The organism is Streptomyces sp. NPDC006529 (assembly GCF_040611795.1).
Taxonomy (GTDB): Bacteria; Actinomycetota; Actinomycetes; order Streptomycetales; family Streptomycetaceae; genus Streptomyces.
The window spans coordinates 115,670-140,185 of the sequence record NZ_JBEXPB010000010.1; the positions used below are offsets into that span (position 1 = coordinate 115,670).

26 protein-coding genes are annotated in these 24,516 nt (G+C 72.0%); 18 read left to right on the forward strand and 8 right to left on the reverse strand.

Annotation, left to right across the window (positions count from 1 at the left end):
- Positions 1–57 precede the first annotated feature (57 nt).
- From ABZY31_RS11140 to ABZY31_RS11150, 3 genes are read right to left on the reverse strand one after another with little or no spacing between them, the layout of a single operon-like run.
- Positions 58–1,584 carry an FAD-binding protein gene (locus ABZY31_RS11140; RefSeq protein ID WP_356407579.1) on the reverse strand — a complete coding sequence of 509 codons (1,527 nt, stop codon included), beginning with the start codon at positions 1,582–1,584 and terminating at the stop codon, positions 58–60.
- A 13-nt stretch (positions 1,585–1,597) separates the two neighbouring features.
- Complete coding sequence (locus ABZY31_RS11145; RefSeq protein ID WP_356407582.1) at positions 1,598–3,160, reverse strand: NAD(P)/FAD-dependent oxidoreductase; 1,563 nt, start codon at positions 3,158–3,160, stop codon at positions 1,598–1,600.
- Between the two features lie 9 nt (positions 3,161–3,169).
- Entirely contained in the window at positions 3,170–4,066 is an 897-nt protein-coding gene (locus ABZY31_RS11150) for a class I SAM-dependent methyltransferase (protein ID WP_356407585.1), read from the reverse strand.
- Between the two features lie 259 nt (positions 4,067–4,325).
- Between ABZY31_RS11150 and ABZY31_RS11155 the strand changes: the two genes are divergently transcribed.
- The 3 genes from ABZY31_RS11155 to ABZY31_RS11165 are packed head-to-tail and all read left to right on the forward strand — an operon-like array spanning position 4,326 to position 6,343.
- The gene (locus ABZY31_RS11155; protein ID WP_356407588.1) at positions 4,326–4,580 is read left to right on the forward strand and encodes a hypothetical protein; all 255 of its coding nucleotides are present in this window, start codon (positions 4,326–4,328) and stop codon (positions 4,578–4,580) included.
- Between the two features lie 27 nt (positions 4,581–4,607).
- Positions 4,608–5,594: a ketoacyl-ACP synthase III gene (locus ABZY31_RS11160; protein WP_330335473.1), complete on the forward strand. Its 987-nt coding sequence runs from the start codon at positions 4,608–4,610 to the stop codon at positions 5,592–5,594.
- The gene (locus tag ABZY31_RS11165) at positions 5,591–6,343 is read left to right on the forward strand and encodes an SDR family NAD(P)-dependent oxidoreductase (protein ID WP_356407591.1); all 753 of its coding nucleotides are present in this window, start codon (positions 5,591–5,593) and stop codon (positions 6,341–6,343) included. The genes ABZY31_RS11160 and ABZY31_RS11165 overlap by 4 nt, the downstream gene beginning before the upstream one ends.
- A 91-nt stretch (positions 6,344–6,434) precedes the next feature.
- Here the strand turns inward: ABZY31_RS11165 and ABZY31_RS11170 are convergent, their stop codons facing one another.
- On the reverse strand, positions 6,435–7,259 hold the full coding sequence (locus ABZY31_RS11170; RefSeq protein WP_356407594.1) for a bacterial transcriptional activator domain-containing protein: 825 nt from the start codon (positions 7,257–7,259) through the stop codon (positions 6,435–6,437).
- Positions 7,260–7,774: 515 nt separating this feature from the next.
- Here ABZY31_RS11170 and ABZY31_RS11175 point away from each other — a divergent pair.
- From ABZY31_RS11175 to ABZY31_RS11230, 12 genes are all read left to right on the forward strand, one after another.
- Positions 7,775–8,986, forward strand: coding sequence for an aminotransferase class I/II-fold pyridoxal phosphate-dependent enzyme (locus ABZY31_RS11175; protein WP_356407597.1), 1,212 nt, complete (start codon positions 7,775–7,777; stop codon positions 8,984–8,986).
- 86 nt (positions 8,987–9,072) lie between these two features.
- The gene (locus ABZY31_RS11180; protein WP_356407600.1) at positions 9,073–10,326 is read left to right on the forward strand and encodes a beta-ketoacyl-[acyl-carrier-protein] synthase family protein; all 1,254 of its coding nucleotides are present in this window, start codon (positions 9,073–9,075) and stop codon (positions 10,324–10,326) included.
- Positions 10,323–11,201: a MaoC/PaaZ C-terminal domain-containing protein gene (locus ABZY31_RS11185; RefSeq protein ID WP_356407603.1), complete on the forward strand. Its 879-nt coding sequence runs from the start codon at positions 10,323–10,325 to the stop codon at positions 11,199–11,201. The genes ABZY31_RS11180 and ABZY31_RS11185 overlap by 4 nt, the downstream gene beginning before the upstream one ends.
- Positions 11,198–12,769 carry an AMP-binding protein gene (locus ABZY31_RS11190; RefSeq protein WP_356407606.1) on the forward strand — a complete coding sequence of 524 codons (1,572 nt, stop codon included), beginning with the start codon at positions 11,198–11,200 and terminating at the stop codon, positions 12,767–12,769. The genes ABZY31_RS11185 and ABZY31_RS11190 overlap by 4 nt, the downstream gene beginning before the upstream one ends.
- The gene (locus ABZY31_RS11195; protein ID WP_356407609.1) at positions 12,766–13,017 is read left to right on the forward strand and encodes a phosphopantetheine-binding protein; all 252 of its coding nucleotides are present in this window, start codon (positions 12,766–12,768) and stop codon (positions 13,015–13,017) included. The genes ABZY31_RS11190 and ABZY31_RS11195 overlap by 4 nt, the downstream gene beginning before the upstream one ends.
- Before the next feature lie 36 nt (positions 13,018–13,053).
- Positions 13,054–14,109 (forward strand): hypothetical protein, encoded by a 1,056-nt coding sequence (locus ABZY31_RS11200; RefSeq protein ID WP_356407612.1) that lies wholly within the window; start codon positions 13,054–13,056, stop codon positions 14,107–14,109.
- Complete coding sequence (gene trpA, locus ABZY31_RS11205; RefSeq protein WP_356407615.1) at positions 14,102–15,007, forward strand: tryptophan synthase subunit alpha; 906 nt, start codon at positions 14,102–14,104, stop codon at positions 15,005–15,007. The genes ABZY31_RS11200 and trpA overlap by 8 nt, the downstream gene beginning before the upstream one ends.
- Before the next feature lie 66 nt (positions 15,008–15,073).
- A complete protein-coding gene (locus tag ABZY31_RS11210) occupies positions 15,074–15,448 on the forward strand; it encodes an ectoine synthase (RefSeq protein WP_330335463.1) in 375 nt (124 codons plus the stop codon).
- Between the two features lie 86 nt (positions 15,449–15,534).
- Positions 15,535–16,680: an acyl-CoA dehydrogenase family protein gene (locus ABZY31_RS11215; protein WP_356407617.1), complete on the forward strand. Its 1,146-nt coding sequence runs from the start codon at positions 15,535–15,537 to the stop codon at positions 16,678–16,680.
- Positions 16,677–17,423 carry an N-(5'-phosphoribosyl)anthranilate isomerase gene (locus ABZY31_RS11220; protein WP_356407620.1) on the forward strand — a complete coding sequence of 249 codons (747 nt, stop codon included), beginning with the start codon at positions 16,677–16,679 and terminating at the stop codon, positions 17,421–17,423. Before ABZY31_RS11215 ends, ABZY31_RS11220 begins: the two co-directional genes overlap by 4 nt.
- A 15-nt stretch (positions 17,424–17,438) precedes the next feature.
- Positions 17,439–18,161, forward strand: coding sequence for an indole-3-glycerol-phosphate synthase (locus ABZY31_RS11225; protein WP_356407623.1), 723 nt, complete (start codon positions 17,439–17,441; stop codon positions 18,159–18,161).
- Complete coding sequence (locus tag ABZY31_RS11230; protein ID WP_356407626.1) at positions 18,158–18,985, forward strand: alpha/beta hydrolase; 828 nt, start codon at positions 18,158–18,160, stop codon at positions 18,983–18,985. Before ABZY31_RS11225 ends, ABZY31_RS11230 begins: the two co-directional genes overlap by 4 nt.
- Before the next feature lie 25 nt (positions 18,986–19,010).
- Here ABZY31_RS11230 and ABZY31_RS11235 read toward each other — a convergent pair whose 3' ends face one another.
- Entirely contained in the window at positions 19,011–19,589 is a 579-nt protein-coding gene (locus ABZY31_RS11235; RefSeq protein WP_356407628.1) for an HD domain-containing protein, read from the reverse strand.
- Positions 19,590–19,604: 15 nt separating this feature from the next.
- On the reverse strand, positions 19,605–20,720 hold the full coding sequence (locus ABZY31_RS11240) for a helix-turn-helix domain-containing protein (protein WP_356407631.1): 1,116 nt from the start codon (positions 20,718–20,720) through the stop codon (positions 19,605–19,607).
- A 128-nt stretch (positions 20,721–20,848) separates the two neighbouring features.
- Here ABZY31_RS11240 and ABZY31_RS11245 point away from each other — a divergent pair, with 128 nt between their 5' ends.
- The gene (locus ABZY31_RS11245) at positions 20,849–21,067 is read left to right on the forward strand and encodes a hypothetical protein (protein ID WP_356407633.1); all 219 of its coding nucleotides are present in this window, start codon (positions 20,849–20,851) and stop codon (positions 21,065–21,067) included.
- Positions 21,064–21,231: a hypothetical protein gene (locus tag ABZY31_RS11250; RefSeq protein WP_356407635.1), complete on the forward strand. Its 168-nt coding sequence runs from the start codon at positions 21,064–21,066 to the stop codon at positions 21,229–21,231. Before ABZY31_RS11245 ends, ABZY31_RS11250 begins: the two co-directional genes overlap by 4 nt.
- 81 nt (positions 21,232–21,312) lie before the next feature.
- Here the strand turns inward: ABZY31_RS11250 and ABZY31_RS11255 are convergent, their stop codons facing one another.
- Both ABZY31_RS11255 and ABZY31_RS11260 read right to left on the reverse strand, forming a co-directional pair.
- Positions 21,313–22,842, reverse strand: a complete 1,530-nt coding sequence (locus ABZY31_RS11255; protein WP_356407638.1) for a VCBS repeat-containing protein — start codon at positions 22,840–22,842, stop codon at positions 21,313–21,315.
- Between the two features lie 475 nt (positions 22,843–23,317).
- Entirely contained in the window at positions 23,318–23,914 is a 597-nt protein-coding gene (locus ABZY31_RS11260; RefSeq protein WP_356407641.1) for a hypothetical protein, read from the reverse strand.
- 56 nt (positions 23,915–23,970) lie between these two features.
- Between ABZY31_RS11260 and ABZY31_RS11265 the strand changes: the two genes are divergently transcribed.
- Positions 23,971–24,483 (forward strand): PadR family transcriptional regulator, encoded by a 513-nt coding sequence (locus ABZY31_RS11265; RefSeq protein WP_356407644.1) that lies wholly within the window; start codon positions 23,971–23,973, stop codon positions 24,481–24,483.
- Positions 24,484–24,516: the final 33 nt, after the last annotated feature.

Genomic DNA, 24,516 nt, shown 5'->3' on the forward strand with positions numbered 1-24,516 from the left:
GGGGGTTCCTCTCCCCGTCCCGCCGCCGGCACTTCACGACCGGTCAGGCTGCCGCCGTCAGGCGAAGAAGCCCTGGCCCGGGGTGAAGGTGTTGTTGGGGTCGAACCTCTTCTTGGCGTTCACGAAGCCGGTCCAGCGGTTGCCGAAGTGCTTCTTCCAGTCCGCGCCCGACATCGGGATGGAGCCCACCAGGTAGCGCTTGGCGCCGAGGCTCACCGCGATGTCGTACAGGCGGCGGTTCTGGTCGATCATGCCCTGGATGTTGGGCTCGCCCGGGTTGGGGAAGCGCAGCAGGTCGAACAGGTAGACCACGGATTCGTTGGGCATCATCGCCAGCGGCCGCTTGATCTTCGAGGTGAAGAACGGGTAGAAGAGCAGGAACCCGCCGCCGAGCGAGTTCGCGTCCAGCTCCTGCTCCACCAGCTTCATGAACTGCCGGGTCTTCGACGCGGGCAGGAACATGCTCAGCCACGGCTTGGGCGTGTACCAGTGGCCGCCCTCCTTCAGCACCGCCTCGTACGCGTCGAGGCGGAACATGTAGTCCCGGAACGCCACGTCCTCGATGAGCGCGTCCGCCCGTACGTCCTTCAGGTCGCACAGCAGCTTCGCGCGGTCCGGCGGGGTCGTGTTGTAGGTGGCGCCGACCTCCAGCTTGTAGCGCCACCCCGAGCCGTCCGGCTTCTGGAGCATCTCGCCCGCGTGGACCTGGAAGCGGCCGTCGGCCAGCACCTTCTCCGAGTCCGCGAGGTACGTCTCGACGTCGGAGTAGAACAGGCTGAAGATGACCGAACGCTTCGGCGCCGGTATCAGCTTGACGGTCACCCGGACGATGATGCCGACCTGGCCGCCGCCCGAGAGCGCCGCGTTGAACAGCTCCGGACGCTGCTGCGCCGTCGCGGTGACCAGCTTGCCGTCGCCCGTGATGATGTCGATGGACTGCACGGTGTCGCACAGCAGGCCGTACCGCTGCACGGTGCCGCCGATCCCGCCGATGCTGATGGTGCCGCCGACCGAGATGTACAGGTAGTCGGGCAGCGCCGGCGGGGTCTTGCCCACCTTGAGCGTCGCGTCGGTCAGCTGGCCCCAGGTCACACCGGCCTCGACCACCGCGTGGTCGGCGCCGATCGACAGGATCTTCGACATCCCCTTGGCGTCGATGGAGATGCCGCCCGGGACCCGCGCCTGGCCGTACACCGAGTGCGACTCGATGTCGTTGCCGGTGCCGCCCTGGCCGTTGACCGCGACCTTGATCCCGTTGGCGCGGGCGTAGTCGACGATCTTGACGATGTCACCGACGCCACCCGGCCGCAGCACGGCCCAGGGCTTGCTCGCCGCGCCGTCGAAGAGGTGCCCGAAGTCGTTGGCGAAGGCGTCGACCGTGGCCGGCCCCGTCTCCAGCGTGCCGACCAGGTCCGGCACCGGGACGACCCCGGACTTCCCCGCGGCCTCGGCGGCCGTCGCCCAGGTCTGGGACACCGCGTTCCAGCCGACGACCGCGACCGCCGTGGTCGCGATCCCGCCGAGTACCCGGCGACGGGAGGGGGCGGCGGCGGTGCCCGCGGCGCTTCTGTGGGTGCTGCTCATCTGCGTACGTCTCCTACTGGTGAGGTACCGGGGAGGTGGTGCGTACCTGGGAGGCGAGCTGGTACTCGCTCAGGTCGAGGCGCTTGGTGCCCCGGCGGAAGCGCCAGGTGTACGTCGGGAAGATGGAGGTGTTGCGGCCGTTGTCGTCCAGGTACCAGCTCTTGCACCCGCCCGACATCCACACCGTGCCCTCCAGGTGCTTGTCGAGCTTGCGGTTGTAGGCGTCCTGCGCCTCCTGGCGGACCTCGATGCTCGACAGGCCCCGCTTCTCGACCTGCTTCAAGGAGTCCACGACGTACTCGACCTGCGCCTCGATCATCACGGTCTGCGAGGAGTGGCCCAGCGCCGTGTTCGGACCCAGCAGCATGAAGAGGTTCGGGAAGCCCGCGATGGTGGTGCCGCGGTGCGCGGCCATGCCGTCCTTCCACGCCTCGCGCAGCTGCACGCCGTCCCGGCCCCAGATCCGGCGCGCGACCGGACGGTCGGTGGCCTGGAAACCGGTGCCCAGGATGATGGTGTCGACCTCGCGCTCGACCCCGTCCGTACCGACGATCGAGGTGGGCCGGACCTCCGCGATGCCGTCGGTGACGATCTCCACGTTGGGCTGCTGGATCGCCGGGTACCAGGTGTTCGAGAACAGCAGCCGCTTGCAGGCCACCAGGTAGTCCGGGGTCAGCCGCTTGCGCAGCGCCTCGTCCTTCACCGACTTCTCCAGGTGGTCGCTCGCCATCTTCTGGACCTTCTCGGCGAGCTTGGGACGCTTCCAGAAGAACGCCAGGATCTCCCGGCCCCACATGTTGAAGCCCCGGCGGAACTGCTGGTAGCCGGGCAGCGAGCGCAGCATCTTGGTGTGGAGCTCGCTGTTGGCCTTGTCGGGCTTGGGGCCGATCCACGCGGGCGTGCGCTGGTAGAGGTCCAGGTGCCCGACCTCGGGCTGGATCTTCGGGACGAACTGGATCGCCGAGGCACCCGTACCGATGACGGCGACGCGGCGGCCGGCCAGCTCGTGCTCGTGGTCCCAGTCGGAGGAGTGGAAGACCTTGCCCTCGAACTCCGCCAGTCCCTTGATGTCCGGCACGGCCGCCTCGCTGAGGTAGCCGGTGCCGGTCACCAGGAACTGCGCGGTGTAGTCGCCCTGGGAGGTCTCGATCTTCCAGTGCCGCTCGCCCTCGTCCCAGCGGGCGGAGACCAGCTCGTGCTGGAACCGGATGTGCGGGCGCACGCCGAAACGGTCGGCCGTGTTCCGCAGGTAGGCGTACAGCTCGTCGCGGGAGGCGAACGTCGACTTCCACTCCGGGTTGCGGGCGAACGAGAAGGAGTACAGGTGGGACATGACGTCGCACGCACACCCCGGATAGCTGTTGTCGCGCCAGGTGCCGCCGACCTCGTCGGCCCGTTCGAACACCAGGAAGTCGTCGATGCCCGACTGCAGCAGCCGGATGGCGGTACCCAGGCCCGAGAACCCGGTACCGATGACGGCCACCCGCAGATGGCGGGTCGGCCCACGGCCCTTGGCGGCCGCCTCGGTCGTCGGGCGGGCTCCGCCGTCCCTGGCCGGTTCGAGAATGCTCGTCACGACGGCCTCCTAGCGGCGCGTGATGGTCACGCGGAAGTTGTTGAAGAACTTGTCCTCGAGGGTGTACGCGAAGATGTCGAGGTAGCGCTCGAAGCGGGCCACGACCTCCTCGCCCTCCAGGGCGACGGCCTCGTCCCGGCGCTCGGCGAGCAGCACCAGCCAGGCCCGGCAGGCCATCGCGAAGGACTCGCGCTCGTTCACGATCTCGTCGATCTCGAAGAGGCCCTCGGCGCCCGCGGTCAGCTCGTGCAGGTGCGGGATGTGGCAGTCCTTGAACTCGGACCGCTGGAGGAACTTCAGGTCGTCGAGGAGCGCCCGGTTCATCGGCAGCGCCTCGGCGGTCATGGTGTGCAGCACGAACTTCGCGCCCGGCTTGAGCGTGTTCGCGACCTGCTGGAAGAAGTACCGGTAGCGCCGGGTGCGCTCCTTCGGCGGCAGGGCCGAGGAGACGAAGTGCTCCAGCGCGTTGATGCAGAACGCCGCGTCGTACTTCTCGCTGTCGTCGGCGACCTTGTAGTCGGCCCAGCTCTCGACCAGCGTGGTGATCTTCGGGTTCTTCAGCCCGTCGATGAAGGCTTCCTGGGTGCGCGAGAGGGTCAGGCCGACCGCCTGCTCGGCGCCGTGGACGGTGGTGAGGCGGTTGAGCATGGTGCCCCAGCCGCAGCCGATGTCCAGGACGCGCTGGGCGCCGCCGGCACGGACGCCCGCCAGCTCCGCGAACTTGTCGAGCTTGCGCTCCTGCGCCTCGTCCAGGGTGGCGACGAGGTCCTCGCCGTCCTCCCAGTAGCCGCCGGAGTACATCATCGTGGGGCCCAGCAGCAGCCGGTAGAAATCGTTGCTGACCTCGTAGTGGTGCCTGATCGCATCGACCTCGGGGTCCACCGACTTGGGGGCGACCGTTGTCATCTGATCCTCATTCCTGGCTGTCCTGGGCTGTCCGGCGGGGCCCTGGCTGTCCGGCGGGGCCGTCCGATCTGAATTCGCGTCCGAGAAAACCCGATGACCCGCAAGGCAGGCGCAACACGGTCCGAATCCGCTGGAAGAAAGGGGTGCGGCGAGGACCGCGGCGGGCCGTGTTGCGCCTTCCTTGCGGGCCCGGGGTTTTCATCGCTCTCGAAAACCAAGACGCATTGCCGAGTTGCACTGCCGAGAGAGGACCGACCCCATGTCGCTGCCCACCATCGAAGAACTGGCGAGCCAGCTCGAGGCCGTTTCGGGTGCCGCGGAGGTCAGCCCCGACGCCCCGCTCCAGCACATCGCGGACGTCGACTCGCTGGACCTGATGGAGTGGCTGTACGGATTCCAGACCACCTACCCGCACATTCCGGCCGACGAGTCGCTCTTCGCGGACCTCGACGACACGACGACCCTGCGTGACGTCTACGCGAAGATCGTCGACCTCGTCCCGGCGCAGGCGTAACGAGGGACGAGGGACGAGGGGAACCACGTGACCGGCTTCGACATCACCGGGTGGGGCATGTCCGTACCCGAGCGCGTCGTCACCAGTGCGGAACTCGCGGAGCGCTTCGGCGTGGACGAGCACTGGGTCGTCAGCCGCTGCGGGATCCGTGAGCGGCGGGCGGTGGACCCGGGGCAGACGACCGTCTCCCTGGCCGTCGAGGCCGGCCGGCGCGCCCTGGACAAGGCGGGCCTCACCGGCGCCGACATCGCCCACCTCATCGTCGCCACGGCGACACCGGAACAGCCGTCCCCGGCGACCTCCGCGTTCGTCCACCACGAACTCGGCATCGCCGGGAGCGCGCACGACGTCAACTCGGAGTGCGCCGGCTTCGTCTACGGGCTCGTCTCCGCGATGGCCCTCATCGCGATCGACCCGCGGCCGATCCTGCTGATCGGCTCCGACACCCACACCCTGACGGCCAACCCGGCCGACCGGGACCTGTCCATCCTGGTCGGCGACGGCGCCGGCGCGGTCGTCCTCCAGGCAGGCCCGGAGAACCGGGTCAAGGCCTGGAACCTGGGCGCCGACGGCTCCTGCACCGGATCCCTCAAGGTGCTCGCGGGCGGCAGCCGGATGCCGACCACCCAGGAGACGCTGGACGCGGGCCTGCACTACGCGCAGATCAACGGCAACGAGATCTACCTCAACGCCGTCCGCTACACCGTCCGTACGGTCCGCGAGACGCTGGAGAGCGCCAAGGTGGACGCGGCCGACGTGGACCACGTGGTGCCCCACCAGGCGAACATCCGGATCATCAACTCGATCATGTCCCACACCGGGCTGCGCCAGGAGGCGCTGATCACCAACCTCCAGAAGTACGGCAACACGGCGTCGGGTTCCATCCCGATCGCGCTGGCCGAGGCCCTCGACGAGGGCCGGATCAAGGCCGGTGACAAGGTCCTGCTGGCCGGGTTCGGCGCCGGCATGACATGGGGTTCGATCCTGATGGAATGGGGCGGTGCGGCAGCATGAGCAACAAGAGTGCGGGCCAGCGGCCCGAATCCCCGGTCGCGCTCGTCACCGGCGCCTCCGGCGGCCTCGGCCAGGCGCTGGCCCTGGAGCTGGACGCCCTGGGCTGCCGGGTCGCGGTGCACTACAACAGCTCGCGCGACGCGGCGGTCGCGGTCCAGGAGAAGCTGACCAACCCGTCCGTCCTGGTCACGGGCGACGTCGGCTCGTGGGAGGCGGTCCAGGGGATCTACGCCGAGATCTCCGCCGGGCTCGGGCCCGTCGACGTACTCGTCAACAACGGGGCCATCCGCAAGGACGGCCTCATGGCGATGCAGAACCCGGCGGACTGGGCGCAGGTCATCCAGACCAACCTGATCGGTTCCTTCCACACGGCCCGGGCCTCGGTCCCGGCCATGCTGAGGCAGCGCTGGGGCCGGGTGATCAACATCGTCTCCCCGTCGGGCATCATCGCGACGGCCGGGCAGACGGCGTACTCGGCGTCCAAGGCGGGCCTGATCGGGTTCACCCGCACGCTCGCGTCGGAGTGCGGCCGGCGCGGCGTCACGGTGAACGCGCTGTCCCCGGGGTTCATGATCACGGGGATGACGAAGGACCTCCCGGACCGGGTGATCGAGGGCATGGAGGACAAGGCCCCGATCCCGCGGTTCGTGACGGTCGAGGAGGTCGCGCGCAGTGCGGGCCTCTTCCTGGACCAGGACTGCATGACCGGCCAGGTCATCAGCATCGACAGCGGCGTGTCGATCACCTGACCCGGCCCGTGCGGCAAGACGGCCCCGGCCCCCCTTCCCAGGGGGGCCGGGGCCGCCGCGCGTACGGGCCCCGCGCGGGGGAGGGACGTCCCTACGCCGCCGGGTGCGAGGCGGCCGGGCGGGCCGCCGCCGGGTGTGAATCGGCCGGGTGCGAGGCGGCCGGGCGGGCCGCCGTCGGGTGCGTCACGCAGCCGTGGTCCGACAGGGAGCACGGCTGCGGCGCCGCCGCCCGGTCCACCTCGAACATGCCCATGAGGAACGGGTCCAGGACCGCGAACGGCCGCACGGTGCGCCGCGGCTCCGGCGTGCGCAGCAGCTCCAGGTACGCCGCCTCCGTCTCCGGCGCCGGGTCTATCCCCAGCTCCTCCGCCAGCACCTCGCGCAGCTGCTGGTAGCTGCGCAGCGCCTCCGCGCGGTTGCCGGCCCGGGTGTGCGCCGCCATCCGGCAGCGGTACGCGCTCTCGCGGAACGGAGCCCGCCGCACCGCCTCCTCGGCGTAGCGCAGGGCGTGGTGCTGGTCGCCCAGCGCCGAGGAGGACAGGCTCGCCGTCTCCAGCGCTTTGAGGCGCAGCTCCTCCAGCTGCTCGCGCACCGCGTTGACCCAGTCCCCCTCGTGCGAGGGCAGGAACGACCCGCGCAGGTTCGAGACCGCGCCCGCGGCCAGCTGCTGCGCCACCGCGTACGCCCCCTCCGCGTACGCCTCGGCCGCCTCCGCCACCGCCGTCTCCGCGCACTCCACGTCCACGGCGGCGTCCTCGGGGAGCCGCAGGACGTACCGGCCGCCCTGCGCGACCAGGGGCGTCACGCCGGGCTGGTCCTGCGGGGTGGTGACGAAGGTCCGCACGCGGCTCACGACGCTGCGCAGCGCCGAGGCCCAGGTGTCGGGCAGCCCCTCGGGCCATACGGTTTCAGCCAACTGGTCACGCTCCGTGCCTCCGCTGCGTTCGAGGAGGAGACGGGCGAACGCCACTTGCGCCTGAGCGCTGGAGAGGTGCTGTGGCGGGGCTCCGTCCGGTTCGATCGTGACAAGGCCTACGAGTCTGATCAGCACTATGCACTCTCCGAAACGGTCGACTTCCGGCCGTGTCCCCCAGGTTCGCGTGCGGTTCGAAGATACCTTCGGGCCTTCTCCACGTGTCAACAGAGCCCCGAAAACATTCCTTCGCGAATGAAATGCCAGGTCGAAGCGGGGTCGAGGACCGGCTTTCCAGAATTCGAGCCCCACTGGCGGACCGGTGGCGGTCCGCTCGTGAACGGCCGGTGCGCGACTGGAGCGCCGCTCGCGCCCCGATATCGCCGCGCTCGACTTCCGCTGTTGCGTCGCCATTGCGCCCGGACGCCTTAATGGAATTCCACTAGAGCCCGGCCGGAACGACGGCGGGGCGTCGATGGAGTTCCGGGTCCGCCGGACGTCACGACGAGGAGAAGCACGTGAACGCATCCGCCGCCTGGGAGCGCCTGGAGCCGAAGCTGGCGTACTTCCGGGACCGCGTACGGTCCCTGGAGTACGAGCCCGACCGCAAGAACAGCTTCGTCGCATACACGGTGGAGCGGGACTCGGCCTACGCCGACCAGGACGGCCGGCGGCTGCTGATGATGTCCGGCTACAGCTACCTCGGGCTCGCCGGCGACGAACGGGTGGTTTCGGCCGCCAAGGCCGCCGTGGACCGCTACGGCACCGGCAACCACGGGGTCCGCGCGCTGGCCGGCTCGACCCCGCTGCACGAGGAACTGGAGGCGGAGGTCGCCCGGTTCGCGGGCCGCGAGAAGGCCCTCGTCTTCGGCTCCGGCTACGCGGCGAACGTGGGCACCGTCGGCGCCATCGTCGGCCCCGGTGACACCGTCTTCATCGACAAGTACGACCACGCCAGCATCGTCGACGGCTGCAAGCTCTCCGGCGCCACCGTCACCCGTTTCCGCCACAACGACGTGGCGCACCTGGAGCGCCGGCTGGCCGCCGCCCCCGACACCGGGGTCCGCCTCGTCATCGTCGACAGCGTCTACTCCATGGACGGCGACATCGCCCCCCTGGTGGAGCTGCGCAAGGTCTGCGACGCCCACAACGCGCTCCTGATGGTCGACGAGGCCCACGCGCTCGGTGTCATCGGCGCCACCGGCAAGGGCATCGAGGAGCACTTCGACCACGAGGTGAAGGTCGACATCAAGCTCGGCACCCTCTCCAAGGCCATCCCCTCCATGGGCGGTTGGGTCGCCGGCTCCGCCGAGCTGGTCCACCACCTGAAGTACGCCGCCCGCCCCTTCCTCTTCTCCGCCGCCCTCGGCCCGGCCCAGGCCGCGGCCGCCCTGGAGTCCCTGCGGATCCTGCAGCGCGAGCCGGAGCGGGTGGAGTTCATCCAGCAGGAGTCGGCCCGCTTCCGCGGCATGCTCCACGACGCCGGGATGAGCACGGTGGACAGCGAGACCGCCGTCGTCCCGATCATCGCCGGGTCCGACGAGGCCGCCTACGACTACGCGACCGTCTGCCGCAAGAACGGGGTCATCGGCCTCCCGGTGGTCACCCCGGCCGTCCCCAACGACCTGGCACGGCTGCGGATCGCCATCACGGCCGCCCACACCAAGGCGGACATCGACTTCGCCGCCGAGGCCTTCATCGCCTCCGCCCGCGAGTGCCGGATCATCTGAGCCCGCTCTCGCCCCGGCCGCTACCGCCTTCGGCTCACCCGCTTTCCGCTCACCCGCCTTCCGCACACCCGCCACCGAGGAGAGACATGCCTGGACCGTCCAGGGGCAGTTCGGCGCAGCCGCCCGTCGCCATCACCGGCATGGGCGTGGTCACCCCCGGCGGGTGCACCCCGGACGAGCTGTGGAGCACGCTGCGGGCCGGCCGGTCCACCGCGGCCGAGCTGACCCACCTCGACCTCGGCCGTCACCGGGTCCGCATCGGCTGCCGCGTCCGCGGCCTGGAGGAACTGGCCGGCCTGGTCCCCGCCAAGGAGGCCCGCCGGATGGACCCCTTCGCCCACTACGGCACGGCCGCCGCCCTCGCCGCCCACCGCGACGCCGGTTCACCCACCGCCGAGGCCGGCCGCACCGCCATCGTCGTCGGCAACGCCGTCGGCGGCCGCGCCACCAGCGACCGGGAGTCCGCCCACTACACGGAGTCCGGACCGGCCCGGGTCAACCCGCTCATGCCGCTGATGACCATGCCCAACGCGGCCGCCGCCCACATCGCCATCCGGCTCGGCTGGACCGGACCCGCCCTCACCGTCGCCAACACCTGCGCCAGCGGCGCCGACGCCATCGGTCATGCCCTGATGCTGCTCCAGACCGGCCGCGCCGACCTCGTCCTCGCCGGGGGCTGCGAGCACACGCTCACCCCGGTCACCCTGGCCGGGTTCGGCAACCTCAACGCCGTCTCGCTGCGCAACGACGACCCCGAGCACGCCTCGCGCCCCTTCGACGTGGACCGCGACGGCTTCGTGATGGGGGAGGGCGCCGGTTTCGTCGTCCTGGAGCGCCTCGACGACGCCCGGGCCCGCGGCGCGAAGACCTACGGACTGGTCGCCGGGTACGCCGCCACCGCCGACGCCCACCACCTGGCGATGCCGCTGCCCGACGGCGCCGGAGCCGCCGCCGCCATGGCCGGGGCCATCGCGGACGCGGGTCTGGACGCCGCCGACATCGTGCACGTCAACGCGCACGGCACCTCCACCCCGTACAACGACCGCTCCGAGGCCGCCGCCCTCACCAAGGTGTTCGGCACCGCGCAGCCCCCCGTCACCGCTCCCAAGTCCGTCATCGGCCACCTCATCGGCGCCGCCGGCGCCGTCGAGCTCATCGCCACCGTGCAGGCCATGCGGCACTGCGAGGTGCCGCCCACCGCCAATCTCGAACAGCTGGAGCCAGGAATGGACATCGACGTCGTCCACGGCGCGCCGCGCGCCGTCCGGCCGGGGCCCGCGCTCACGAACTCCTTCGGGTTCGGCGGCCACAACTCCTCCGTGGTGGTGATGCCGGTATGACGCTCCTCGCCCTGCCCGCCCCCGTCCGCACCCTGACCGTCACCGAGGCCGACGTCACCGGCTACCGGGCCGCCGCCCGGCCCGGCCTGGCCCCCGCGGCCCCCGGCCAGGCCTCGCCCGTCCACCCCTTCGTCCTCGCCCACACCGTCGCCGAGCGGACGGTGGCCGAGCTGACCGCCGCCGAGCCCGGCCCGGTCTCCGTGGTCCACCTCGGCCAGGACATCCGCGTGCTGCGCCCGGTCCGCCCCGGCGAGGAGGTGACCGTACGCCTGGAGGTCCTCGGGGTGCGCAAGGAGGCGCGCGGCGCCCGGATCGCGCTGAAGGTGCGGCTGACCGGCCGCGGCGCGGGGACGAGCGGGCCCGAGCCCTTCGCGGAACTGGTCATCTCCGCCCTGCTGGTGGGCGCCACCCTGCTGGAGCCCTTCGGTGACATCGCCGGCGGATCCGCCGCCCCCGCCCCGCTCGGCGCGGGCCCGCCGCAGACCGTGACGCACGAGCTGACCGCCGAGCGGATCCGCGGGTACGCCCACGCCTCCGGCGACCTCAACCCCATCCACCTCGACCCGGAGGCCGCCCGCGCGGCCGGTTTCGACGGGGTCATCGCGCACGGCATGAGCGTGGTCGCCCTCGCCGTCGAGGAAGCCGTGGACCGCTTCGCCGGCGGCGACGCCGCCCGGGTGCGCGGCCTCGGCTGCCGCTTCTCGGCCCCCGTACCGCCCGGCGTCCCGCTGGACATCGTCCTGCAGCCCGACGCCGAGGCCCGGGTCGTCCGCTTCACCTGCAAGACGCCCCAGGGCGCGGCCGTCAAGAGCGGCTGGATCGAGTTCGCGGGACCGGCCCCGGCCCCGTCCCCCGAAGGAGGTGACCTGCCGTGAACGCACAGAGCAGCCCCGCACCCGGCCTCGTCGCCGGATTCCTGACCCAGGTCCACGACCGGCCGCACGCCACCGCCCTCGTCTTCAACGGGGCCGAGACCACCTACCGCGAGCTGTACGACCTCGCCGGCCGCGAACGCGACCGCCTGGCCCACCTCGCCCTCGCCCCCGGGGAGCCCGTCGGCGTCCTCGCCGACAAGTCCCCGGCGGCCGTGGCCCTCGTACTGGCCTGCCTGCTCGCCCGCCGACCGGTGATGCTGCCGTCCCCCGCGCTCGCGGACGGCCTGCTCGCCGACCTCTTCGCCCAGGCCGGGTGTACGCACGTACTGGCCCCGGGCGGGCAGAGCGCCCGGGTCGCGCCCGGCCCGGACGTGGCGGCCCAGCCGCTGCCCGCCGAGGAGGCCGCCGAGGTGGCCTTCATGCTCACCACCTCCGGCTCGACCAGCCTGCCGAAGATCGTCCCGCTGGGCCGGGACGAGGTCGACCGCTTCATCGGCTGGGCGGGCGCCGCCTTCGAGATCGGCCCCGACCGGACCGTCCTGAACTACGCGCCCCTCAACTTCGACCTCTGCCTGCTGGACGTGTGGACGACGCTGGCGCGCGGCGGCCGGACCGTCCTCGTCGACCCGGCGCTGGCCGCCCACGGCCGGCACCTGCTCGACCTGGTCGACCGGCACGAGGTGCACGTCGTCCAGGCCGTCCCGATGGCCTTCGGACTGCTCCAGGACGCGGCCGCGAAAACCGGCTTCACCTTCGAGACCGTCGAACACGTGATGTTCACGGGCGACGCCATCGCCGACCGCACCTTCGCCGCCCTGCCGACGCTCTTCCCCAAGGCCCGCATCCACAACATCTACGGCTGCACCGAGACCAACGACAGCTTCGTCCACGAGGTCGACACCTCCGCCACGTCCTTCCCGCCCGTCCCCATCGGCCGCCCCCTCCCCGGGGTGCACGCCCTGGTCCTGGACCCGGACACCGGCGCGGTCGTCGAAGGCGCCGGAAGCGGGGAGCTGTACGTCTCCACCCCCTTCCAGACCCGCGGCTACCTCGACCGGACCCGGCACGCCGACAAGTTCACCGGGCACCCGCTCGGCCTGGACGACCGCCGCTGGTTCCGCAGCGGGGACCTCGTACGGCGCGACGCCGACGGCACCCTGCACCTCACCGGCCGCACCGACTTCCAGGTCAAGGTGCGCGGGGTCGCCGTCAACACCGCCGAGATCGAACGGGTCCTCCAGGAGCACCCCGAGGTCCTGGAGGCGGGCGTCAGCGCCCGGCCCGACCCGATCGCCGGCAAGAAGCTCGTCGCCGGCGTCCAGCGGGCCCCCGGCTCCACCCTCACCGTCCTCGCCCTGCGGGCGCACTGCGCCCGGCACCTGCCCCGCAACGCCGTCCCCACGCAGCTCACGCTCACCGACGAGCCGCTGCCCAGGACGGCCACCGGAAAGGTCGACCGCAAGGCGCTCGACCACCTGACCCCGATCACCGCGGCCGCTCCGCTCACCGCACCCGCCGCCGCGTCCGACCCCGTTCCCGCACCTCTCGCCGAAGGAATCCCGTCATGAGCAACGTCGACACCATCAAGCACTTCGTCATCAGCGAGTTCCTCCCGGGCACCGCCCCCACCGAACTGCCCGTCGACCACGACCTCCTCAACGACGGGGTCATCGACAGCCTCGGCGTCCTCAAGCTGATCGCCTGGGTCGAGGACCGCTTCGAGCTGGCCGTCGGCGACGCCGACCTCGACCCGAACAACTTCCGCAGCGTGGAGGCGATCGACCACTTCATCGCCGACGCCCGCGCGGCGGCCTGAGCCAACCACCGAGAGGGACGAGGGAGGGGGAGCGACGTGCACGAGGCACTCACCGGCCTGCTGGAACAGCGGGCCCCGATCGGGCGCGACACCTGGGGTTCCTGGTGGGACCTGCTGGGCGACGGCGGCCTCGACAGCGCCCAGGTCGTCGGCCTGCTGGCCTCGCTGACCAGCCGGCTCCCCGACCACGACACCCTGCGCCACCTGCTCGACTCGCTCGCCGAGCGCCGCCCGCCCACGACGGTGACGGGCCCCTGGGAGGGCACCGTCAACGTCGTCGGCACCGGCGGCGGCCCGCGCACCTTCAACATCTCCACCGCCTCGGCGTTCGTCGCCGCGGCCGCCGGGGTGAAGGTCGTCAAGACCGGCTCCCGCGCCTACACCAGCTCGCTCGGCTCCGTCGACCTGCTGGAACGGCTCGGGGTCCGCCTCACCTCCTCCTACGCCGAGACCGAGGACACCCTCGCCCGGTACGGGATCGCCTTCGCCGGGCCCTTCGTCTACCCGGCGCAGCTGACCCGGCTGGCGCGGACCGTGGCCCCGCTGAGCATGAAGCCCTTCGGCCGCTTCCTGAACGCGCTCGGGCCCTTCCTCGCCGACCTGCCGGTCGCCGCCCAGATCACCGGGGTCTCGTCCGCGGCGCCGCTGGAGACCCTGCGGCAGCTGGCCGCCTCCACCCTCACCCGGCGGATCCGGCTCACCGCCAACGACACCGGTGCGGACGAACTGCTGCCCTTCGCCACCAACACCGTCTACGGGGAGCGTGCCATGACCCGGATCATCAGGCCCGGCGAACTCACCCCGGGCGAAGGTTCCTTCGGGGACCTGAGGCCCGCGGCCGACCCGGCCGACGCCGTCTCGCACTTCCTGTCCGTGCTCTCCGGCACGGCGGGGGCGGTGGCCAGTCGTACGGTCGCCCTCGGGGCCGCGGCCCTGCTGGTGGCCGAGGGCACCCGCCGGGACTGGCCCTCCGCGGTCGCCCTGGCCCAGGGCGCGATCCTCTCCGGCGTCGCGCGGGACCTGGCCGAGCGCCTGGCCGCCGCCCCCAAGCCCGGCCCGGCGCGGCGCACCCCGGTGGTGTCCCGTGCCTGAGCCCATGAAGTACGCGACGCCCGCGGAGTTCGCGGCGCCCACGGAGTTCGCGGCGCCCCCGGCGGCCGCCGCGCCCGCCACCGGCCCCGCGCCCTTCTTCCCGGGGCGCCGGACACCCGGCGGGGCCCCCGGGCTCGCCCTCTTCCTCAACGCGGGCGACCCCCCGCTCCCGGTCCTGCGCGACCTCGTCCTGATGCTGGACGAGGAGGGCGTGGACTGCCTCGAACTGGCCGTGCCCTTCCCGGACTCGGTCACCGACGGCCCCGTCATCCGGCGCTCGGCGCGCCGGGCGCTGGAGGCGGGCGGGGCCGCGCTGGACGACGTACTCGCCTTCGTGGCGGACGTACGGCCGCACCTGCGCCACACCCGGATCGCCCTGCTCGCCGACTGGCGGTACTCCCTGGCGGACCGCGACCTCGGCGCCGTCACCCGCGAGATCGCCGCCAGTGGCGCCGACGGACTCCTCGTCCACGCCCTGCCGCCCCGGCTGCGCGCGGAGCACCTGGAGTCGGCAGCGGCGGCCGGCCTCCCGGTGGTCACCACCTGCTACACCAGCAGCCCCGACGCGACCCGGGCGCAGGCGGCCGCCGCCGCCTCGGCCTACCTGTACCTCGTCGCCCACTACGGCCGCAGCGGCACCGCGCCCGCCACCGGCCACGCCGCGCTCGCCGAGACCGTCACCGGCCTGCGGGCGCACACCGACTCCCCGATCGCCGTCGGCTTCGGGGTCAGCACCCGCCAGGACGTGGAAGCCGTCGGGGCCAGTGGCGCCGACGCCGCGATCATCGGCTCCGCCGCGGTGGCCGCCGTGGAAGCCGCCCAGCGGGACGGGCGCGACGTGCCCGAAGCCTTCCGCGCCTTCGTCCGCTCGGTCCTGCCGGCGGCCGTACCCGCCTGACCGCCACACCACCCGCACCACCCCCGTCCCCACCCTCCGCTCGCCCTCACACATCGGGAGTTCGCCATGATCGTTCGTGACATCGAGTCCGTGAAGACCGTCGAGTGGGGCAACGGCCTGAGCCGCCGCTTCCTCCTCGCCGAGGACGGCCTCGGCTACACGCTGACCGACACGGTCGTGCTGGCCGGCACCAAGTCCCGCCTGGAGTACGTCAACCACCTGGAAGCCTGCTACTGCATCGCCGGCTCCGGCGAGGTCATCGAACTCGACGGCACCTCGCACGAGATCGTCCCCGGCCGGATGTACGCCCTCGACCAGCACGACGCCCACTTCCTGGTCGCGAGCCCCGACGAGGACCTGCGCCTGGTCTGCGTCTTCTCGCCCGCCCTGCGCGGCAACGAAGTGCACAACCTCGACGCCCACAGCTCCTCGGCGTACTGAATCCCCCGGCGCCGCCCGCGCCCGTACCCCGGCCCGCGGGCGGCCCGGCCACTGCAAGCCACACCACTATTCAAAAGGGGTCCGTCGTGATCCGTTGGAACTCCGACCAGGCAGATCTGCGCGAGGGCCTGGAGCGGTGGGGGGACGCCCTCAGCGCAGACCACCTCGAACTCGACGAGAAGTCCGCCTTCTCCGAGGACAAGTGGAAGCTCGTCCAGAAGACCGGAATCCTCTCCCTGCCCTTCGAGGAGCGCTACGGCGGCCTCGGCCAGTCCGTCCTGACCACCATGTACGTGCTGGAAGGGCTCGGCGAGTACAACCGGGACTCCGGCCTCAGCTTCTCCGTGACCACCTCGATCTGCTCGACCGGAATCCCCGTCCAGCAGTTCGGCACCCCCGACCAGAAGGAGCGCTACCTGCCCCTGATCGCCTCCGGCGAGGCGATCGGCGCCCACGCCATCACCGAGGCCGAGGGCGGATCGGACGCCATGGCGATGACGACCCGGGCGGTCCGCGACGGCGACGACTTCGTCATCAACGGCAGCAAGGTCTTCGTCAGCAACGGGCCCGTCGCGGACGTCATCGTGGTCTACGCCCGCACCCACCCCGACGGCGGACCGCTGGGCACCACCGCGTTCCTGGTGGACCGGGACACCCCCGGCATCACCGCCGGCAAGCCGCTGAAGAAGATGGGGCTGCGCACCTCCCCGCTCTGCGAGCTGTTCTTCGACGACGTGCGCGTCCCGAAGACGGCGGTCCTCGGCCGGGTCGGCGGCGGCTTCATGGTCCTGGACCACGTGATGAAACGGGAGATCCTCTACTCCTTCATCGTCAACGTCGGCGAGATGCAGCACCGCCTCGACCGGTGCGTCGAGTACGCGAAGACGCGCAGGTCCTTCGGCAAGTCGATCGGCTCGTACCAGTCCATCGCCAACAAGATCGTCGACACGAAGATCCAGCTGGAAACCGCCCGCAAGTGGCTCTACGACACGGGCGAGAAGCTGGAGGCGGGCGAGAACATCACCGTCGACCTCGCCATCTCCAAACTCGTCACGAGCGAGAGCAACCTCGCCACCAGCCTCACCGCCGTGCAGATCTTCGGCGGCCACGGCTACATGGCCGAGTACGGGCTGGAGGTCGACGTCCGCAACGCCGTGGGCGGCACGATCTACTCCGGCACGAACGAGATCCAGTACAACCGCATCGCCTCCATGCTGGGCCTCGGCAAATGACCACCGAGGCCCCCGTATCCGCCCCCGCCCCCGTCCCGCTGGCCGGGACCCTGCTCAAGGTCTGCGGCGCCACGGCGGCGAGCGACGTCGAGGCCGCGGCGGCCGCCGGGGCGGACTGCGTCGGGCTCTGGCACGGCGTACCCGGCGGCCCCCGCGAACTGGACCGTAACGCGCTGGCCGCCCTCGCGGCGGCCACCCGCTCGGCCGGCCTGCTGCCGGTCCTGGTCACCTTCCTGGCCGACGCCGGGGAACTGACGGAGCTGGCCCGCCGTACGGGGGTCGGCTGGATCCAGCTCCACGCCTACCAGCCGCCCGCCGTCGTACGGGCGCTGCGCGCGGCCCTCCCGGCCGAGGTCGGGATCGTCAAGGTGCTGCACGTGGCCCCGGGCGGGGGCGGCTGCGTCGAGCGCCCGCTCATCGGGGCCTACGAGCGCGCCGGGACGGACCTCTTCCTCCTCGACACCGCCACCGCGGACGGCCGGATCGGCTCCACCGGCCGCACCCTCGACCCCGCTGACGTCCTGGCCCTGCTGCCCCGCCTGAACCGCCCCTTCCTGCTGGCCGGCGGCCTGGACGCGGCCAACCGGCCCGCCTACGGCGAGGTCGTGCGCCACCCCGGCTTCCGGGGGATCGACGTGGACACCGCGGCCCGCGACCGCGCCACCGGCGCCTTCGGCACCCCGGAGATCGCCGCCCTGGCCCGCGCCTGGCGCACGGGCCCCCTCCTTCCCGCCTCCTCTTGACATGGAGCTGTCGCGATGACGAAGCAGAACCGGACCGGCTTCCCTTTTCTCGAGGCCCTCCTGGCTTCACCGACCCCCGTGGTGATGGAGGTCAAGCGGCGCGACGCGCACGGCTACGACCTCCTCGGCGGCCGCACCCCGGCCGCGATCGTCGGCGCGTACGAGAGCGCGGGCGCCCCCTGCATCTCGGTGGTCACCGGCCGCTGGTTCGGCGGCTCGCCCGCCCTGCTCCGCGACGTCGCCGCGATGACCGACCTGCCGCTGCTCCAGAAGGACTTCATCACCCGCAAGGACCAGATCCGCACGGCGAAGGAACTGGGCGCCTCCGCGGTCCTGCTCACGGCGGCCCTGCTGCCCGCGTCCAGCATGCGCACCCTGGTCACCGAGTGCCTGCTGGCCGGACTCACCCCCTTCGTCGAGATCACCACCGAGGCCGAACTCGACGGGGTCCACCACCCCGAGGAATGCGTGATCGCGGTCAACAACAAGGACATCAAGACCCGCGAGCGCGGCGCCGGCGACCCGCACCGCAGCCTGGACCTGCTCCCGGCGGTCCGCGCGAGCGGCACCCCCGCGCCGGTCAGCGCCAGCGGCATCAACGGCCCCGCCACCGCCGCGAGCCTCCTCGACGCGGGCTTCGCGGGCCTCCTCGTCGGCACCTCGCTCCTGCGCACCCGCTCCCCGATCGGGTGGATGGACGCGGTGACCGGCGCCCGCACCGGCCTGGCGCTCCGATGAACACGGCCACGGCGCACACCCTCACCGGGGCCGGGATCCCGCTCTCCGCCCACTTCACCCTCCCGCCGGACGGCGCGCCGCGCTCCACCGTCCTGGCCATCCACGGGCGGGGCATGAGCGCCGGGTACTGGGACGCCTTCACCCCGCTGGCCACCCGCCTCGGCCACGCCGTCCTGGCGGTGGACCGCCCCGGCTACGGCGGCTCCGCGCGCTACCTCCCCGAGGGCCAGAACCTGGCCGACCAGGCCGAGACCCTCCGGGCCGCCCTCAAGGAGCACGCCCGCACGCACGACGTCGGCGCCGGGGTCTTCCTGCTCGGCCACTCCGACGGCGGCAAGGTCGCCCTGCACACGGCCGCCGGGGACGCGGACACCCCGCCCCTGCTCGGCCTGGACGCCTCCGGCGTCGGCTACCACTACGACCCCGGGGCCCTGCACTTCCCGTCCACCCTGGGCGGCGGCGCCACCAAGCTCAACTGGGGCCCGCTCGGCCTCTACCCGCGCGGCACCTTCCAGGCCAGCCGCGCCCTCCTCGCCCCGACCCCGCCGCGGGAGTCGGCGGAGACGATGTGGTGGCCGCGCCAGTTCGAGACCCTGGCCCCGGAGGTCCGCATCCCCGTCCGCCTCACCTTCGCGCAGCACGAGGCCTGGTGGGACCTCTCCCCGGCCACCCTGACCGCCATGACCGCCCGCCTGACGGCGTCCCCCGCGGTCACCCTGGACCACCTCCGCGCCGCGGGCCACAACATCAGCCTGGGCCACACCGCCACCGCCTACCACCTGCGCGTCCTGGCCTTCCTGGAGGAATGCCTCCTGACCCGCTGAGCGGGCGGGGACGCGGGTGCGGGGGTCAGGCCTTCTCGCCGAGGGCTTCCCGCAGCCAGTCGAGGGTGCCCTGGCCCAGGAGTTCGTCGGCCAGCAGCCGCCCGGTCTCCGTCGTCAGCCGGCCCCGGCTGTTGTCGATCCACCTCTGGGCGGCCGCGTAGCCCTGCGCCCGGTACTCGATGCCCTGGAGCATGCACTCCAGCTTGTCGGCGTCCCGCGCACAGACCGCCTCCGGGGAGTCCTTGGCCTCGTACTCGGCCACCAGGTCCTGGATCGCCGACGCGAGCAACTCGGGCATCCCCGCTGTCTGGTCGGCCGTCACGGCCACCGGGTCCGCACCCGTCGCGTACTTCTTCCCGAGGTGGTTCACGTCCCCGGTGCGGGTCTCCTGGGTGTCGTGCCAGACGGCGAGGAACGCCGCCCGCGCGGGGTCGGCGCCCTCCAGCTTTGCGATCACCGACGCGATGAGCGAGGTCCGCCACGAGTGCTCCGCGACGCTCTCGGGCTGCTTGACACCCGCCATCCACCAGCCCGTACGGGCCGTGTTCTTCAGCGTGCCCGCCTCGTAGAGGAAGCGCGCCACCGCGGACAGGTCGTCAGCCACGTCTGTTTCTCCTTCTCACGCCTCGGCGAGGCGGATCGCGTACCGGATCCCCTCCAGCTCCCGACGCGCGCGCGTCGAGGGCCGTGTGTCATCCAACAGCACGGGCAACGTCTCGCGGAGGGCACGTCCCGCTCCGGCCGTCGTGTGCAGGAGGTGGGGCCGGGCTGCCAGGAGCGCCCAGAGCGTGTGGACGTTCAGGTCGAAGAAGCCCTGCTCCGGAGCGAGTCCGACCACGAGGTGCCGGAACAGCCTGTGGCCGGGCCAGGCGGGGGCGATCGGGTCGCCGATGAAGTGGTCGGAGAGCTGGAGGTGGGACGACTCACCGATCCAGTACGCCCAGTAGTTCAGGTTCGCGACCTCGCCGGGTTCGTTGTCCGCCAGGCTGGAGGCGATGAAGTAGCCCATCCGGTCGCGGTCTCCTTGGCGGGCGGCGACGGCCGCGGCGGAGCGGGCGCCCAGCCACCGGGTGAGCCAGTCGTCCGGCCGCTCCGCCTTCTGCTGCTGGGCGAGCCAGTCGGAGGTGTCCGCCGCATCGTCGTATCCGGCGAGGTAGAGGGCTTGCCGATGAAGGAGGAACTCGCCACCGCGCGCTTCCTCGGCGGTCTGCCTCATGCGACGGAAGAACCGGCGCCGGTCGCCGACCGTCAGCTCCGGACCGCTCGGCGCCGGACCGCGGCGCGGGCGGGAGGGAGCCCGGAGGGCGCGCAGCGGCTCCGGCGTCACCCCGTTCAGGGGCCAGACCAGAACCTCGACCAGGTCGCGCTGGAGGACCCACGTCCCCAGCGGGCTCCCGTTCGCCGGGGCGTCGTCGTGGAGCACGCTCGCCAGGAGGACATCGGCTTCGAGGGCTTTATCCCATGCGAGGAGCAGTGGCGGGCTGGCGCCCATCCTGAGGAGTCGGTGCCGGTGGGCCAGCATCTGGCCCACGGCCAGCGAGGTCAGTGGCCGCCGACCCGACTCCCACCCCGCGACCGTGTCCGTGGACACGTGGAAGGCCTCCGCGAAGCTCTCTTGGGTGTGGCCGAGCTGCTCTCGGATGACGCGGAAGACGTAGCCGGACACCATGCCGCTCCGACCGCGCGACGGCATTCCCCGACTGCTGGTCAGGGAGGACGGCCGATTGCTGGTCATGGTGCCCCTTCGCCTGCGGGACGCCACGAAAGTACCCGTACTGGGGGTCACTTCGAGTGGCGCGGCCGGATATCTACGCTCGACGCATCGGTTACCAGGCAACTCAGCGTAGCGGTAGGGAGCCCATCGTGAAGGACACGCCGGAAGCGTTCGAACACCTCGACCACCCGTTGTTGCGGCGGCGGGTGCGGGATCCGGGGTCGCTGCGGGAGGGGGAGCTGATGGCCGTGGTCCGGGAGCCGCTGGGGTCGGTCGGCGGGGTGGCGCGGTACGCGTGCACCGCGTACGTACGGGACGCGGCCGGGCTGGAGTTCACGGCGGCGCCCGGCACGCTGGAGGGGTTGTGAGCGCCCTGGAGGGGCGGATCTGCGCGGTGTGCGACCGGCCGATCCGGGCCGGTGGCCAGGAGTTCATCCGGCACTCCGCCTCGGGCGCCCGGCCCTCCGACTGGGCCCACGACATCCTCGACCCGGCCTGCAAGCCGGCCCGGGCGGTGCCGGGGGCGGGTTGAGCCGCGAGGCCCTGCTCGGCGCGGGACGCGGAAGACCCGGACGGCGCCGCGCGGCGCCGTCCGGGTGGTCACCTCACCGGGTCACTCGAAGGAGAGGGTGCCCTGGCCGGGCTGGCTGAGGTAGTTCTGCCAGCCGGAGGACAGGGGGAGGTTTGCGCCGAAGCTGGTGCCGGATCCGAGGTGCGTGGCGACCGTTCCGTCCGTGCCCTGGATGACGAGGTCGGCCTTGCCGTCGCCGTTGATGTCCGGGAAGGTCAGGCGCCCTTGGCCGGGCTGGCTGAGGTAGTTCTGCCAGCCGGAGGAGAGCGGGAGGTTTGCGCCGAAGCTGGTGCCGGATCCGAGGTGGGTGGCGATGGTGCCGTCGGTGCCTTGGATGACGAGGTCGGCTTTGCCGTCTCCGTTGATGTCGGGGAAGGTGAGGCGGCCTTGGCCGGGCTGGCTGAGGTAGTTCTGCCAGCCGGAGGAGAGCGGGAGGTTTGCGCCGAAGCTGGTGCCGGATCCGAGGTGGGTGGCGATGGTGCCGTCGGTGCCTTGGATGACGAGGTCGGCTTTGCCGTCTCCGTTGATGTCGGGGAAGGTGAGGCGGCCTTGGCCGGGCTGGCTGAGGTAGTTCTGCCAGCCGGAGGACAGGGGGATGTTGGCGCCGAAGCTGGTGCCGGAGCCGTTGTTGAGGTGGGCGCCGATGGTGCCGTCGGCGCCCTGGATGACGAGGTCCTTCTTGCCGTCGCCGTTGATGTCGGCGTAGGAGAGGCGGCCCTGACCGGGCTGGCCGAGGAAGTTCTGCCAGCCGGCGCTGACAGTGGTGCTGGCGCCGAAGCTCGTCCCCGAGCCGGGCCGGAGCCCGATCGTCCCGTCCGTGCTGAGCACCATCAGGTCGGCCTTGCCGTCACCCGTGACGTCCGCGCCGCGGTCGGCGTCCTGGATGTTGTCGTAGCGCCGGGGGCTGAAGGTGCCGTGGCCGCTGTAGTAGGGGTACGGAATGCTGTGGTGGACGGCGCCGCTGCTGCCGGACTCCTCCAGCGCGTCGTACGTGGAGTGGTCGGAGCTGGTCCAGCCGTTGAAGAGGACCACGTGGCCGCTGGCGCCCGAGTCGGGGTTGAGGAGGATGTCGCCGGGGCGCAGGGACTCCTTGGCTATGGAGGAGGTGTAGTTCAGCAGAGTGCCGGTGGTCTCGCCGTAGTTGTTCGCGCTGGACGAGCTCAGGTGCCAGGCCATGGAGACGAAGCCGGAGCAGTCGGTGCGGTACTTGCCGTTGGCGTCGGTGCGGTAGCTGGTCATGCTGTACGGCACGCCCGCGTCGACCCACGACTGGGCCCGGGCGATGACCTCGGCTCTGCCGATGCTGCCCCCTGCCGAGGAATCCGCGGCCGGCGTGGCGAAGGCACCGACCGGGCGGGGAGCCGCGGCCAGCTGCGCCGCCGAGGCGGTCGTCGGGTTGGGGACGGTGGGGGTGAAGGGGGTGAGGAAGCCGGGGTTCGCCGGGCGGGCGGTGGTTGCCGTGGTCGCGTCGGTGGACGGCGCCGGGGTGTCGGCGGCGGCCTGACCCAGCGTCGCGGCGGTGACCGCGCCGACGACGGTGATGGACAGGGTGAGGCGGGTGATCATGTTCATGACATTCTCCTGGTGAGGTGGGAGCCTGGGGGTTCTCCGGGCCGGAGAACCAGCGGCTGAGCGGCTGAGCTGCGCGGTGAAGAGGGTGAGCGGGATCGCTGCCACGCCTCGCGGAGACGGCGAACGGGTGGCGCGACGAAGGGGGGGCGGCGCGACGAGCTGGTGGCGCGACGAGCTGGTGGCGCGGCAAGCTGGTGGCGCGGCGGTGTGGTGGCGCGGCGGTCTGGTCGCGCGGTGCTCCGACTGCGCGGGCGTCGACCGACCGGGGAGCGGCCTCGTCACGAGGTGCTGGCGTGTGGGGTCTGCGGGAACGTTTCGGCGTGCGGTACGCGCTATGCCGGGGCGGCGGTGCTTCGGCCTCGGCTCGCCGCCCCGGCCGGTCTTCCTGGTGCGGGGCGGCCGGTGGGCGGGTCGAGGGGACGGTGCTGGTGCTTACGGGCCGGCCCGGGGCTGCGCCCCGGGCTCAACTCCCGGCTCAGCCGCGGGCCTTGGCCTGCGCCGTGGCGACGTAGCGCACCGTGAAGAGCATGGGGACCACGAACCCGGCGGCCTGGACGAGCGTCGCCGCAGTGGAGTGGCCCTGGCCGGCGTGGGCGAAGGCCGCGAGGGCGCCGGCCGTCGCGGCGAAGGCGGCGGTCCAGACGGTGGTGATGACCACGTTGATGCGGACGAAGGGCTTGAGGTTCCAGACCTCGGGCGGGGTGGTGCGCTTGGCGATGCCGAGCGTGAACGGCTTGCCCACCAGCAGCGAGACTCCGGCGATGAGCGCCAGCGTGGCCGAGGAGAGCGCCGCCGAGTAGGCGTGGACCGCGGAGTGGGGATCCGCGAAGGCGACGGCGGCCAGGACCGCGAAGAAGACGGCCGATCCGGCCTCCATGATCAGCGCGTCGTAGCCGGCGCCCGTCCGCCGCTGCTGGGCGATCACGGCCACCGCCACCAGCAGGCCGGCGAGCGCGCCCCACTGCCACTGGGCGGACGGGACCAGTGCGAAGACGATCCACGGAAGGAAGGTGCGTACGTACGACATCGAAGGCCCCCGGCTGCTGACGTTCCAACGTTCCTGTTCTGACATGTCGAAACTAGAAGATCCACCCTCGACATGTCAAGAGTGGAAGGTAAGATGGTGGCATGAGCCTTCGACACGCCCTCCTCGGCCTCCTGTCAGAGCGCCCCGCCAGCGGTTACGACCTGCTGAAGCGCTTCGAGACCTCCCTGGCCAACGTGTGGCCCGCCACGCAGAGCCAGATGTACACAGAGCTTTCCAAGCTCGCCGACAACGGGCTGATCAGCGTCTCGGCCCAGGGCCCGCGCGGCCGCAAGGAGTACACCCTCACCGCCGAGGGCCTGGCGGAGCTGCGCCACTGGCTGACGGAGATCAAGCCCACGCGCAACACCCGCAGCGACATCCTGCTGCGGGTCTTCTTCCTCAACGTGATCACGCCGGACCAGGCGCGCGGCTACCTCACCGAGCTGATGGAGCTGTCGGAACAGGAGCACGAGGCCCTGCGCCGCCTGGCCGGCTCCATCGACTGGGGCGACGACCCGCTGTCGGTGAACGGCAGGATCGCGCTGGAGTACGGCCTGCGCTTCAACGCGATGCGCCGCGAGTGGGCGGCGTGGGCGGCCGAGCAGATCGGGTGACCTTGCGCTGGGCCGGGGCCGGGGCCGGGGGTG

Bases quoted from the DNA above. Each gene is read 5' to 3' on its own strand.
- ABZY31_RS11140 (WP_356407579.1), bottom strand. From the start codon at position 1,584: ATGAGCAGCACCCACAGAAGCGCCGCGGGCACCGCCGCCGCCCCCTCC.
- ABZY31_RS11150 (WP_356407585.1), bottom strand. From the start codon at position 4,066: ATGACAACGGTCGCCCCCAAGTCGGTGGACCCCGAGGTCGATGCGATC.
- ABZY31_RS11155 (WP_356407588.1), top strand. From the start codon at position 4,326: ATGTCGCTGCCCACCATCGAAGAACTGGCGAGCCAGCTCGAGGCCGTT.
- ABZY31_RS11165 (WP_356407591.1), top strand. From the start codon at position 5,591: ATGAGCAACAAGAGTGCGGGCCAGCGGCCCGAATCCCCGGTCGCGCTC.
- ABZY31_RS11180 (WP_356407600.1), top strand. From the start codon at position 9,073: ATGCCTGGACCGTCCAGGGGCAGTTCGGCGCAGCCGCCCGTCGCCATC.
- ABZY31_RS11185 (WP_356407603.1), top strand. From the start codon at position 10,323: ATGACGCTCCTCGCCCTGCCCGCCCCCGTCCGCACCCTGACCGTCACC.
- ABZY31_RS11195 (WP_356407609.1), top strand. From the start codon at position 12,766: ATGAGCAACGTCGACACCATCAAGCACTTCGTCATCAGCGAGTTCCTC.
- ABZY31_RS11210 (WP_330335463.1), top strand. From the start codon at position 15,074: ATGATCGTTCGTGACATCGAGTCCGTGAAGACCGTCGAGTGGGGCAAC.
- ABZY31_RS11220 (WP_356407620.1), top strand. From the start codon at position 16,677: ATGACCACCGAGGCCCCCGTATCCGCCCCCGCCCCCGTCCCGCTGGCC.
- ABZY31_RS11225 (WP_356407623.1), top strand. From the start codon at position 17,439: ATGACGAAGCAGAACCGGACCGGCTTCCCTTTTCTCGAGGCCCTCCTG.
- ABZY31_RS11230 (WP_356407626.1), top strand. From the start codon at position 18,158: ATGAACACGGCCACGGCGCACACCCTCACCGGGGCCGGGATCCCGCTC.
- ABZY31_RS11240 (WP_356407631.1), bottom strand. From the start codon at position 20,720: ATGACCAGCAATCGGCCGTCCTCCCTGACCAGCAGTCGGGGAATGCCG.
- ABZY31_RS11255 (WP_356407638.1), bottom strand. From the start codon at position 22,842: ATGAACATGATCACCCGCCTCACCCTGTCCATCACCGTCGTCGGCGCG.
- ABZY31_RS11260 (WP_356407641.1), bottom strand. From the start codon at position 23,914: ATGTCAGAACAGGAACGTTGGAACGTCAGCAGCCGGGGGCCTTCGATG.
- ABZY31_RS11265 (WP_356407644.1), top strand. From the start codon at position 23,971: ATGAGCCTTCGACACGCCCTCCTCGGCCTCCTGTCAGAGCGCCCCGCC.